Genomic DNA, 12758 nt, shown 5'->3' with positions numbered 1-12758 from the left:
TTCAAGAAATATTGAGGTTTTCAGGTTTGATGGTGCCTCTTTGCTTGCGTGTCTGGGAACTCTGTTTGCACCTGCGCGCTTTTATGCCCCGTTACTCTGAATCTTGCTTTCGGTAGGTTTTACGTGACTGGGCGTAGGCTTCTGAATCGGGCAGCTCCACCGTCTCCGGTGCAGCATCCTGCATCAACTTTCGCAAGAAGGGACGACACCAGCCACAACCGGTGCCGGCTCCGAAACATTCGCTCAGCTGACTTGCTACCTTGGGCTTATGCAAACGAATATAGTTGACCACTTTTCGCTTGCTGACATGAAAGCAGAGGCACAGCTCGTCGTCATCTTTCATCATGCATAATTCCCCGTTGCCAAAGCGATTGCGATCCGGCAACCGTCCAAATAGTCTGGAATATCTAACCGTTCTTTTTCGGTATGGACATTTCGCTGGCCGCACCCCAGCGTGACGGCTTGAATACCGTGCAAGAACATCCAGTTGGCATCCAGCCCTCCGTTGGAAATGGTCAGTTGCGGCGAACGACCAACCGCCTCCAGCGCCGATCGGGCAGCACGAACCGACGCCGCCGATTCGTCCAGCTTAAACGCTTCATAATCGACATGCGATTCGAATTCGACACTGCCCGATTCTCCGGCAGCGTTACAAACCTCTGCAGCCGCTTTTTCGCAGGCATGCCGGATCGCGGCAACGATGGCGTTTCGGACGGTGGGATCATGGCTGCGGGCTTCAGCGCGAAGCAGCACTTTGGGCGTCACGACATTGGTTGCGTCTCCCCCCTGAAAAACTCCGATGTTTGAACGGCCCTGGCCGCCGTCGGGGCGTTCCACCTGTCCCAGCCACCCCTCGTCATACAAGCTGGCAATCGCTTTGCTGGCCATCACGATCGCGCTTGCGCCGTCGGCTGGGGCGACGCCGGCATGAGAAGCGATACCGCGAAATTCGATCGCCATTCGTTCCCCTCCGATAGCGCCGATGGTCAATTTTTCGACCGTTCCCCCGTCAAAATTAATCGCGCGATCATGAGCCCCAATTTTGGTGGCATCCATGTTCCGCGATCCTTCCAAGCCGATTTCTTCCTGCACAAACCAGCAGAGCGTCAGCGGAGGGACGGGGGTTTCACTTGCCAGATGAGCCAGCGCCGCGGTCAAAATCACAGCACAGCCAGCTCGATTGTCGGCTCCTAGACCTGTCCCGGGGGCGGCACTATAAACCTCGTCGCCGTCGACCGTTGGCTGGCTTCCAACACAAACCGGAACGGTATCTAGATGAGCGGTCAACAGGGTGGTCGGTCCGGGTCCGGTCCCCGGCAGGTGAACAATCAAATTCCCAACCTGCCCCAACCGCCGCGTTTTCTGATGAGCATCATCAAACTGAATCGCCTGATCCGGGACTCCAGCAGCTTTCAGCCTCCGGACAATTTCCATTGCCACCTGCTTCTCATTGCAACTGGCCCCTTCGATAGCCGTCAGTTGAAGGAAACGGTCCAGTGCGGCGGTCTGATCGAACGAAGTTGGCATCAGGCAGAATTCCTGCAGAAGATTTTCAGGGTGACGTAAGGTAACAGCAAACGATACATTTTAGAGCATCCTCCTCTTTTATGCTGCCAACCGATGCCATCGCTTCCCATTGCTGACCCATCCGACGTCTCACGCCCTTCCTCTACCGCGGACGGTCGTGAGCATTTACTGAATTGGACCAGTGAACAACTGGGTGCATGGCTTTCCGAGCAGGGGCACAAACCCTTTCGCGGCCGCCAGATCTGGAATTGGATTTTCCAGAAACGAGCCACCGATTTCGACAGCATGACCGACCTGCCAGCGGCTCTTCGCACGGCTTTGGATAGCCAATTCGTTATCTTTCGCGGAAGTATCGCCAAAGAAGAGATCTCGCCGGACGGAACCGAAAAACTACTGGTACGGCTGGCCGATGGCGGAGAAATCGAATGCGTCCTGCTGATGGACGGAATTCGCCGCAGCATCTGCGTCAGCAGCCAGGTGGGCTGTGCAATGGGCTGTGTTTTTTGTGCCAGCGGGCTGGACGGCGTCGACCGCAATCTGACGCACGGCGAGATACTGGAGCAGATGCTTCGCCTGCAGGCTCGATTGCCCGACGACGAACGGCTTAGCCATATCGTGATGATGGGAATGGGAGAACCGCTCGCCAACCTCGACCGAGTCCTCCCCGCACTCGATTGGGCTCGCAGCCAAGACGGCCTGGGAATCAGTCCGCGACGCATCACGATCAGCACCGTCGGCCTTCCACCGGCCATCGACCGACTGGCGAAACAGGGGGTCCCCTACAATTTGGCCGTCAGCCTGCATGCCCCGACCGATGAACTCCGCACTCAACTGGTCCCAGTGAACCGCAAAATCGGAGTCCGTCCGGTGATGGATGCCGCGGACCGTTATTTCGAATCGAGTGGTCGTCGGCTGACGTTCGAATACGTTTTGCTGGGCGGAATTAATGATAGTGTTCGGTGTGCCGAACAACTGTCCCGCCTAATGCGAGGACGCCCCGTTTTACTAAACGTGATCCCCTACAACCCGGTCGCGGGGTTACCCTACAAGACGCCGACAAGCAAACAGACTCGAATTTTCAGGGAAACGCTGGAAAAAGCGGGGGTCAACGTGCACTTCCGACAAAGAAAGGGAAGCGAGATCAATGCGGCATGTGGACAATTACGCCGCAATCGGCAAACAGAGTCCGCTTAACCTGCGTAGAATGGAAGCAACCACCGCTTCCTTTCACTCCGCGAGTCGAGCTTGATGCCAGGCGTGACCAACCGATCGGATCCCCCCCACAAACGGCCAACCACGAAGCGTCTTGAAAACTGGGTGCGTCCCCTGCCTGCTGGGCACTGGGGTGCAGTCCGCGTCCGCGTCAGCTGGAGCCTTGTGCTGACCTGCTTGGCCGTATTGGTCGGCGGCTGGTGGTTCGGAAGCCGCCCAGGGGATGGTGATCTACCGGTTTTAGCTGGGATCGTCGCCGCCGCGATTGTTGGCAGCGCCTGCTTCCAGGCCGCTTTGCGAGTCTGGATTGCGAAAGCCTTTGGAGTCACTCCGGCAGAGGTTTCGTTGCACGCACTCGGCGGCTGGGGAGTCATCAACGCCCCTGCATTGCTCCGTTTGCAGCTGGGAATTGCGATTCCCGCCCTGACGATGTGTCTGGCCGTCGGTCTAGCCGTGATGCCTCCTCACGGAATCGGCTGGCAGGGAATTAGCTTGCTTCCACCGGAATTGACAGGGAATCTGAATGCAGCGGCCGTTTTGATCGCCTGCATTTGGGTTTTGACAATTCATGCGACGGCTCAGACGCTTCCCCTGCTGGGCTGCCACGGCCGAGAAGCATTGATCGCGGTGGTCGACCTGTTCGTCCAGCGGCATCCCACATGGTCGCGAACACGAACCGTCCGGCAAACGCTTGGGATTTTTGCGATTTTTTGGATCATGGCAGGGCTATTTATGCTGCTGTGGCAATTCACTTCGGCAGCCGACACCACCGCCGTTTCACAGCCAATCGCAAGCTGGCCATGGCCGATTTTTATCGGAATCGCTTGCTGGGCCGGCCGCCGTGCCCCGCTCCCAGCAAACATCAGCCACACGCTTCTCGCTTGCCCTGCCGATCCCGGCAACGGCTCGAAACCGTTGGAAACCCTTGGCGACCTTTCGAAAGAAGTCTCCATTCGCCAATCGTGGCAGGACTGGAAGAACCGCCGAAAACTGCAAGCGGCGCACGAGGAAGAGATCCTCGAAGCGGTCGATGCAGACCGCTTGGACGAAATCCTGGATCGCTTACAGCAAACCAGCTACAGCCAGCTTCCCAAAGAGGATCGCAAAGTCCTTGATCGAATCAGCCAGCGACTTCGCAAGTCAAACGGCGGTCACGTTTCCAAAAAATGACGATCCATCTAGAATAGCCTTCAACCTGCTTTGCACTGGGTGGCATCCTCCGTCCGGCAACCATTGACTCTACTTTTTCCCCAACGACGCATGACCATCGAACGCAATCCGACTCGCTCCGTCCGTATCGGCACCATTGCAGTCGGTGCAGGTCATCCGATCGCCGTGCAAAGCATGACGGCCACCAAGACCCAAGACGTCGCAGCGACGGCAGCTCAGGCAAACGCCCTGTATGAAGCGGGAGCAGGCGTCGTACGAATCGCGGTCGACAGCCCCAAGGATGCAGAAGCCCTGGCGGAAATTCGCAAACTAACGAAGGCCAACCTCGCAGTCGACCTGCAAGAGAATTTCCGGTTGGCCGAATTGGTGGCACCTCACGTCAACAAGATTCGCTACAACCCTGGGCATCTTTACCATCACCAAAAAGACCGTCCCTGGCAGGAAAAGGTTGAATTCATCATCAACCAAGCGAAAGCCCATGACTGTGCCATTCGGATTGGAGTGAACTGCGGAAGCGTCGACCCTGCCAAAAAGGAAAAATACGACGCGGACGATTCGATCACGCCCATGCTGGAAAGTGCTCTGGAACATTGTGCCTTCGTCGACTCCCTTGGATTCGACCGCTATGTCGTCTCCCTGAAGGACAGCGATCCCTCGAAAGTGGTTGACGTCAACCGCCGATTTGCCGAAGCACGCCCCGATATCCCACTGCATCTTGGCGTCACCGAAGCAGGGCTGCCTCCCGACGGTATCATCAAAACCAGGATTGCCTTTGAGCAGTTAATTGGAACGGGCATCGGCGATACGGTTCGCGTTTCGCTGACCGTCCCCAACAATCGCAAACCGGAAGAAATCGCCGCAGGGCAGGGGATCCTGGACGATATTGCCGCCGGTCGCGTTCGCAGCGTCGTGCAGCTGAATCCCAACGAGCTGAACATCATCAGCTGTCCAAGCTGCAGCCGAGTCGAAAACGAAGCGTTTGTTGAACTGGCCGCCGACGTCAAAGAGATGACCCGCTACGCACAACAATACGCGATCACGATCGCCGTGATGGGTTGCCGGGTCAACGGTCCGGGCGAAACCGACGACGCAGATCTCGGGCTGTGGTGTGGCCCTAAAGTCGTCAATCTAAAGCGAGGGCCTGAATCGATTGGTGCATTTGGGTACGACGAAATCCTGCCCCAACTGAAAAAGGAACTGGACCAACTGATCAGCCAACGCTGAGAATCGGCCAGATCCCCCAAACGCCCCCGCTTGGTTTTTTGAAGGATACAATAGGAATCCCTCCTAAGTTCCTCCCCTTCAGGAAACCAACAATGAAACGACTGTCTTGGCCGCCGCAACTTCGATATCCCTTAGCGGCTCTTCTCTTGCCAACCGCAATTGCATTGACAGCCCCCGCCCACTTGGCGATGGCGCAGGAAGCAACCAAATCGGCTCGGGAAACGCCCGCTTTTCAAAAAACACAAGTTGTCTCTGGCGATGCGGTCCACAAAGACAGTCGCAGTCAACCATTGACCGACCTGAACGGTCATTTTCACTTTGATCCCCCGAAAACGCTGGAAGCCTGGGAAGCGCGTGCGGAAGATCTTCGCACACAGGTACAAATCGCAACCGGCCTATGGCCGATGCCAGAGCGGACGCCATTAAATCCCGTCATCCACGGGGCGGTCGCTCGCGATGGTTTTTCGATCGAAAAAGTTTACTTCGAAAGCATCCCCGGACACTTTGTCTCCGGATTCCTCTTCCGTCCTGAAACCATTAACGGACAGGTCCCGGGAATCCTTTGCCCCCACGGACATGGTGGGCGAATGCACATGTACAGCGTCGAAGATGTCCGCAGGAAGATCACGCTAGGACAAGAGCGATTCGAAGATTCCGGTCGCAGTCCGAAATTGGCTCGCTGTGCCCAACTCGCTCGTATGGGTTGCGTTGTTTTCATCTTCGACATGATTGGGTACGCCGACAGCCAACAGCTCTCCTATGACCTGGCCCATCGCTACGGAGAACCTCGCGACCGCTATGCAGGCGGAAAAACTAGCGAAGACGGGGGCTGGGGATTTTTCACTGTTCAAGCCGAATCCCGTTTGCAATCGATCATGGGAATGCAAACTTGGAACGCCATCCGCTCTCTCGATTTCCTTGAACAACTACCCGAAGTCGATCCAAAACGCCTAGCGGTTACCGGCAACAGTGGCGGAGGAACCCAAACGATTCTACTGGGCGCCCTTGATGAACGTCCGATTGTTTCCTTTCCGAATGGGATGGTTAGCGTTTCGATGCAAGGTGGATGCACCTGCGAAAACTGCTCGCTGCTGCGAGTCGGATCCGGCAACGTTGAACTAGCCGCCCTGATGGCCCCGCGTCCTCAAGCGATGACAGCGGCCGACGACTGGACCATCGACATGATGACCGATGGCTATCCAGAACTTCAGCAGGTCTACCAACTGTATGGCAAAAAGGACAATGTGCTGTGCCGCGATTTCACCTACTTCCCGCATAACTTCAATTACGTCTCGCGGGCGATGATGTACCACTGGATGAATAAACATCTCCAGCTGAAACTTCCTGAACCGATCGTCGAAGAAGACTGGCCAGGGCTTACGGAAGAAGAGGCCCTCGTCTGGACCGATGAACACCCGGCACCAGCCGGTGGACCGGAACATGAAGAAGCGGTTACCCGTTTCCTTACCGAACAAGCCCAGGCGAAGATCCAGCCGCTACTAAAAAATGCAGCGGAGAACCCCGAGCCTTTCCAGGCGTTGGTCGGCAAAGCTTGGGAAACCATCATCGGCCGCAAATTGCCCAACAAGGATGCCATCGAATCGGACGCTGTCGAAACGATTTCGCTGAAAGATGCCAAACTTGAAAAGATGCTGGTTCGATTGACCACCCAAGACGAATCGATCCCTGTGGTCAAATTACGTTCAACAAAATCGAAGCCAAACGGGACCACCGTTCTGTGGCTGGACGGCAACGGCAAAGCAAGTTTGCTGAACGAGCAAGGTGCCCCAAGCCAGCAAGCCCAACAGTGGCTTGACCAGGGAGCCACCATCCTAGCGGCTGACTTGCTAGGACAGGGCGAATTTACCGAGGACGGGAATCCCACGCAGCAACAACGCGTGGTCTCCAATCCACGGCAATATGCAGGCTATACGTTTACGTACAACCCATCCCTGTTTGTCCATCGCGTCCACGATGTGCTAACCCTATTGGCCTACGCACAGGGATCCGGAGAGGTCATCCTCTCGGCCACATCGGGCGCCGAACCAATTGCCGCAGCCGCATTGGCGGTCAGCGATTCACAAGCGAAAGAGTTGCAACTACAGGCCAACGACTTCCGTTTTGCAAACTTGAAATCTTACCGGGACCCAGAATTCACACCGGGCGCCGCCAAATACGGCGACATGCCAGCCCTGTTGGCACTAGTAAAAAACAAAGGGATCGCAATCACACAAATCAAGTAACGCAGGCTTCCTGCCTGCAAACTTCAAAGTTTGTTGGTGGCGCTATCGCTTTCACTTGAACAGTGAAAATCTTAAAGACAGCGTCCGTCCTGGACGGACGCTGTTCACAGGCTGGCAGGCTGTGCGACAGCTTATTCGCGATGCTGTGCGAACAACCAATCATAGACTTCGGGATTGGCGAAGGTTTGCGCCCAGGAGTTGTGTCCGACGTTTGGATATTCCGTGTACTTCGGTTTTCCTCCGGCAGCCTTGATCGCTTCGATCATATCTCGGGACCGTTGGGTTTTGACGACCGTATCGGCACCGCCATGAAACGCCCAGATCGGCGTGTTCACCAACTCTGCCGCTTCCGCAGTATCTCCGCCTCCACAGATGGGAATCGCCGCAGCAAATTGATTGGGCCGTCGCTGCAAAGCATCCCAAGTTCCAAACCCGCCCATCGAAAGCCCACACGCGTAAATGCGATTGGCATCGATTGAAAACTCTTTTTGCAGTGCGTCGATCAATTCGAAACTCATCCGCATCGATTCGGAGGGTTTCTCTTCCATTTGGTGAGAATCCGCGGCCCACGACACGTTTACCCAGCGTTCTCCGGTAGGGCACTGCGGCGCAACGACAAACGCTGGATACTTGGCCATCATTTCATCGGTTGCAAAATCATCCATCCCATGGACCAACTGGCTGGTATTATTATCGCCCCGTTCACCAGCACCGTGCCAAAAAATCACCAGCGGGTAAGACTTCTTTGGATCGTAATCTTGCGGTTTCAGGATTCGATACAACAACTGATTGTCGTCGGCATCTTTGTACTCCTTTGCAGCAAAACGCTCTTTCGCTTTCTGAGCCATCGCAGCCGTGGGAATCGATATCATCGCAGCAGTCAACAAAATGAAGGGCAGGGTACGTCTCATGATTATTTCAAGCTTATTATCAAAGGGGTCGCGAAACGGGTACTCAGGCAAAGTGAATGGGCGGCATCCACGCAGATCGCCGGCGTCCATTGTAACGGAGGGTCGCTACTGCTTTTGTGCGGCGATCCAGGCATCGATTCGCTGCTCTAAAACTGGCAGCGGGATGGAACCAACGGCGAGAACTTGATCATGAAAATCACGAATCTGAAAATCGTCCCCCAGTGCCTGCTCCGCTTTGGCTCTCAATTCACGGATTTTTAATTCCCCCATTTTGTACCCCAGCGCCTGGCCTGGCCAAGCGATGTAACGGTCGACTTCCGCCACGATGTTATGTCGACTGAGTGCGGTATTCTCCGTCATGAAATCGATCGCTTGCTTCCGGGTCCAACCTTTGTGATGAATCCCCGTGTCGACAACCAATCGACACGCCCGCCAAGCTTCCATACTCAGCCGTCCAAATTCTTGATAAGGGTCGGTGTAAAATCCCATCTCTTTCCCCAACCATTCACAGTAGAGCGCCCACCCTTCGATGAAAGCGGTGAAGTCACTGTAACGGCGGATCGGATGCAGGTCCTGCATCTCCGTCTGCAAAGCGAGTTGAAGATGATGCCCGGGAACCGCTTCGTGCATCGAAAGCGATTCCAACTGATACAGCGGCCGAGCGGAAAGGTTGTAGGTATTGATGTAGTAAAACCCAGCTCGCTTCCCGTCTGCCGACGAAGGCCAATAGTAGGCACTGGTCGTCTGCGGCGCCACATACGAGGGGACTTCGCGAATCCCATACGGAGTCCGAGGCAGTTTTCCGAAAAATTCGGGCAGCTTTCCGTCCGCTTTTTTCAGGATGTAAGCGACCTCCCGCAGGAGCTCTCCAGGCGTCTTTGCGTAGAATTGTGGATCGGTTCGCAGAAAGGTTAGGAACGCATCCAAATCGCCTTCAAACGAAACCGATTCACGAACGCTTTCCATTTCGGCGCGGATCCTAGCGACCTCCTGCAACCCGATCTGATGGACTTCGTCTGCCGAGACATCGATCGTGGTGAACCAGCGAACTCGATTGGCGTAATAGGCCTGCCCTTCGGGGAGTGCCCGAGCCGCAATCGACCCTCGACAGCCGGGCACATAATCCTCCCGCATGAATTTTTGAAAATCGCGATAGGCTGGAACCACGCTCGTTTCGATCGCATCGATTGCCTGTGCGGCAAGCGTGTCCCACTCGGTTTCGCTCATTCCGGCAGGTCGCGGATCTTTGTAGGGCTGGTACAACAATGACTCTGCGGGATCGTCCACAACATGAGGCGAAATCTGATCGTCTACCTCGCGAAGCACGACCGCTGGAAGTGTAACGCCCCGCTCAAGCCCCAATCGCAGAAGCGCTACCTGTTGCTCCGCGTAACGTCGAAAATCCGCAAGCCGTGAATTATAGTTTTCAAAATCCAACTTGGATTTTGGCTGCATGATTCGAGGAAGTTCGGGAAAGGTAATGTGGAACCCTTCACGGTTGGTAATCGGAATCAAATGGGCCGAAAACCGGACTTGGTCCAGCTGCCCTTGCAACCTCCGTTTTAAGATCTCCAGCTCGATCTTCTGCGGTCCAGGCAAGGCCTGAGCGTCCAACCCATCCAAGCGTTTCAGAAATTCGGCCCGCTGCGTCGTACGCTCCGAAATCGCTTCCACGCTATCATCGGCCAGATGATCCTGACCGCGTGGATCCGCCGCATCCGTCGCCAGCAACGGATCGGCAACCAGTTCGGCGTCCCAAACTTCGTCCAACAAATCCTGCAGCGCAGCCACATCCCTTCGGGGATTTGGGGAATTTGCTGGCTCCGCACCTTCACCGACGGCTGGAAAAAAACCGACGGCAGCCCCCAAAACCAGGCCCCCCAGAAGAAGACTCGCCTGCCCAGACGATAGCCGGCGCGGCTTCGAAAGTTGGTAAAACAAGTCAGAGATTCGAATTCTTGGGAACATAGAATGCCAGACGTAGAAAACGGAGGGGGATTCAGACGACACAGGTCAGTTTACTTCAGCCAACATGCCGGTTTACGATATACTGATGAATGCCCGAAGCGACCGGTGCTTTCAATCGGATGGATAGCGCGGCACTTCGGACCCTCTATGCTCGTGAGCCAGGCTTAAACAAAAGATGTTATCACGTTTCGGATTGCCTGTAGCCCTACTTCTGGTCGCCATCGGCCCTGGGATGGGTCAAGATCTTTCGCCCTCCGCCGAGGCGGTCCAGGCAGAAACCGACCAACAAAACGAAATCCGGCAATGGATCGAGCGTCTGGGAGACGAAAGTTACGCGGCACGTGCTCGAGCCGAAACGGAGCTCCGCCGGATGGGCTTGATGGCTTTTGATCTGCTCCACGAAGCGAGCGCCCATGAAGACAGCGAAGTCGTTATCGCGGCACGCCACTTGGTCAGTAGCCTGCAAGTGAGCTGGGCGTCCGATTCGGATTCTCTTGAAGTTCGCGAAATCCTGGCCGATTACGGGAACATTCAGAACGAGGCCGAACAGAAGACCATGCTGACACGCGTGGCTCAGATTCCCAATCGAGCGGGCTTGGCCGCTCTCTGTCGATTTGTTCGTTTCGAATCCAATCAACGGATCAGCCGCGAAGCCGCTCTGTTGGTGATGCAACAGGAAGAAGACGCCAGCGAATCCGATCGAAACCAAGCTGCCAACACAATCCTCTCTATCTTAGGGGCCAACCAACGGTCACCGTCGGTATGGCTCCGAGCCTACGCGGATGATCTGCGACGTGGCGTCTATGACGCGGAGCGATGGCAACAGCTGATCGAAAGTGAACGAACCCTCGCCGACGGGCGCCGTGACCTGCAGACCGATAACGATGCGGTTCTAGAACTGATCCGAACCTGTGCCCAGCGGGCTCTTCTTGCTGGCAATACCGAAACAGCAAACCGCTTAGCGTTGCAATCGCTTGACCTGATTCCACCTGGCCGCACCGCTTTGATCGATGCGGTCACCTGGGCCCTGGACCATCGCTTCTTTGAAGTCGTGAAACAGATGCAACAACAGAAGCCCGTCCCCTTTGAGAAGGAACCACTGTTGCTGTACGCAACCGCGGAAGCCTATCAAAACGGAGGAAACGATTCCCAAGCAGAAGCCATCGCGGCACGGGCTGTGAAACTTGCTCCTCTGCCACTGAAGGATTCTATCGAATCTGAAAAGATGACGCAGGACGATAAGGAAAACCTCGCGTTTCGCCACCGTGAGATCGCGATTTGGCTGGCAGCACGTCAACAGTTCCCATGGGCGATTCGTGAATACCAACACATCGTTGATAGACTGAACATCGAAATCATCGTTTCGGCGACGACGCGGGATGACCTGTCCAGGATGCACCAAGGACTAGGGCAGTACAAAGCCGCGATCGATGCTCTGCTGCCCATTCAAGAACGTCTACGGAAGGACCAAGAATACGAACGGCAATTACGAGGCGTCGAAATCTGGCCAACCGCGTTAGATAGCCGGATCGATTTCCTAAAGGGAAAACTGGCAACCCAGGAAAAGAAGATAGAGGAAGCTCAGGCTTTATACCGCAAAGCACTGCTTTCGTCGAAACTGAATGCGGATATCGTCATCGCCATGTTTCGCTTGCAGGGGGACGAAGAGTGGCAAAAGGAAGTGAATCGCGAGCTCGAAAAAATGACTCGAACATACGAACAATTTGTTGCGTCCCGCGAACATAACCATCGTAGAGACAACGACGCTGCCAGCAGCGAAAACTTGGCATCGGCGTTAAACCAGTATGCATGGCTGGTTGCCAACACCGCAGGCGATAAACGACAAGCGTTACGATACAGCCTCCGATCTTTAGAACTTCAACCGGACCGTGCGATGTACTTGGACACACTGGCTCGCTGTCATTTTGCGGTCGGTGAACTGAAAGAAGCGATTGCTGTGCAGACCAAGGCCGTCGCTCTGGGGCTGGGCGATCCCGACCTTATCAGCCAACTGATCGAATTTAAGGCTGCTCAAGCCGCTAACGAAACGAATCCAGAATAGTGCGAGCGGCGAATCCAATCGCAATGAGCACCGTCATTGCATGGCTGGTCGGATTGACGATGATCGTCCTAGCCGCAGCCCTCCTGCAATACGAACCGCCAGCGATTGTTCGTCTCCCTTGGCTGCAGACGGCTCTTCCGGAAACCTGTGGCATGCAACGCAATTTCGGAATCGATTGCCCGGGCTGTGGCTTGACCCGCAGTTTCATCCTGGCCGCACACGGTCGCTGGCAGGAAGCGTTGACAATGCATCCCGCCGGAACCCTGGCCTTCGCATTCCTACTGCTGCTGATTCCGCTCCGAATCTATCAAGGCATTCGGATTCAGATCGGAAGACCACCAACCAGCACAATCATTCCTGAACTGTTCGTCTTTGGTGGGCTAACCGTGACCAGCATCGTTTGGTGGGCCAGCAAAGGAATCTACCACTACTTCCTTTGAT

10 protein-coding genes are annotated in these 12758 nt (G+C 55.4%); 6 read left to right on the top strand and 4 right to left on the bottom strand.

Annotated features, from left to right (window positions below; all coding sequences use genetic code 11):
- Positions 1-91: 91 nt before the first annotated feature.
- Both FF011L_RS03095 and FF011L_RS03090 read right to left on the bottom strand, forming a co-directional pair.
- The gene (locus tag FF011L_RS03095) at positions 92-346 is read right to left on the bottom strand and encodes a (2Fe-2S)-binding protein (RefSeq protein ID WP_391560908.1); all 255 of its coding nucleotides are present in this window, start codon (positions 344-346) and stop codon (positions 92-94) included.
- The gene (locus FF011L_RS03090) at positions 343-1527 is read right to left on the bottom strand and encodes a M20/M25/M40 family metallo-hydrolase (protein ID WP_218932985.1); all 1185 of its coding nucleotides are present in this window, start codon (positions 1525-1527) and stop codon (positions 343-345) included. The genes FF011L_RS03095 and FF011L_RS03090 overlap by 4 nt, the downstream gene beginning before the upstream one ends.
- A 93-nt stretch (positions 1528-1620) precedes the next feature.
- Here FF011L_RS03090 and rlmN point away from each other — a divergent pair, with 93 nt between their 5' ends.
- From rlmN to FF011L_RS03070, 4 genes are all read left to right on the top strand, one after another.
- On the top strand, positions 1621-2721 hold the full coding sequence (rlmN, locus tag FF011L_RS03085) for a 23S rRNA (adenine(2503)-C(2))-methyltransferase RlmN (protein WP_145350100.1): 1101 nt from the start codon (positions 1621-1623) through the stop codon (positions 2719-2721).
- 63 nt (positions 2722-2784) lie between these two features.
- The gene (locus tag FF011L_RS03080) at positions 2785-3909 is read left to right on the top strand and encodes a hypothetical protein (protein WP_145350099.1); all 1125 of its coding nucleotides are present in this window, start codon (positions 2785-2787) and stop codon (positions 3907-3909) included.
- Between the two features lie 90 nt (positions 3910-3999).
- Positions 4000-5133 (top strand): (E)-4-hydroxy-3-methylbut-2-enyl-diphosphate synthase, encoded by a 1134-nt coding sequence (gene ispG, locus FF011L_RS03075; RefSeq protein WP_145350098.1) that lies wholly within the window; start codon positions 4000-4002, stop codon positions 5131-5133.
- A gap of 92 nt (positions 5134-5225) precedes the next feature.
- Positions 5226-7376 carry a glucuronyl esterase domain-containing protein gene (locus tag FF011L_RS03070; protein ID WP_145350097.1) on the top strand — a complete coding sequence of 717 codons (2151 nt, stop codon included), beginning with the start codon at positions 5226-5228 and terminating at the stop codon, positions 7374-7376.
- A 131-nt stretch (positions 7377-7507) separates the two neighbouring features.
- Here FF011L_RS03070 and FF011L_RS03065 read toward each other — a convergent pair whose 3' ends face one another.
- Together FF011L_RS03065 and FF011L_RS03060 are read right to left on the bottom strand one after the other, a co-directional pair.
- Entirely contained in the window at positions 7508-8248 is a 741-nt protein-coding gene (locus FF011L_RS03065; protein WP_145354894.1) for a carboxylesterase family protein, read from the bottom strand.
- A 144-nt stretch (positions 8249-8392) separates the two neighbouring features.
- Complete coding sequence (locus FF011L_RS03060) at positions 8393-10078, bottom strand: DUF885 domain-containing protein (protein ID WP_218932984.1); 1686 nt, start codon at positions 10076-10078, stop codon at positions 8393-8395.
- Positions 10079-10430: 352 nt separating this feature from the next.
- Between FF011L_RS03060 and FF011L_RS03055 the strand changes: the two genes are divergently transcribed.
- Together FF011L_RS03055 and FF011L_RS03050 are read left to right on the top strand one after the other, a co-directional pair.
- Entirely contained in the window at positions 10431-12317 is a 1887-nt protein-coding gene (locus FF011L_RS03055) for a tetratricopeptide repeat protein (protein ID WP_145350095.1), read from the top strand.
- A gap of 23 nt (positions 12318-12340) precedes the next feature.
- On the top strand, positions 12341-12757 hold the full coding sequence (locus tag FF011L_RS03050; RefSeq protein WP_145350094.1) for a DUF2752 domain-containing protein: 417 nt from the start codon (positions 12341-12343) through the stop codon (positions 12755-12757).
- Position 12758 lies beyond the last annotated feature (1 nt).

The organism is Roseimaritima multifibrata (assembly GCF_007741495.1).
GTDB classification, from domain to species: domain Bacteria; phylum Planctomycetota; class Planctomycetia; order Pirellulales; family Pirellulaceae; genus Roseimaritima; species Roseimaritima multifibrata.
Note: the sequence above shows the minus strand (reverse complement) of the source record. Positions and strands in the feature narration are given on the sequence as shown.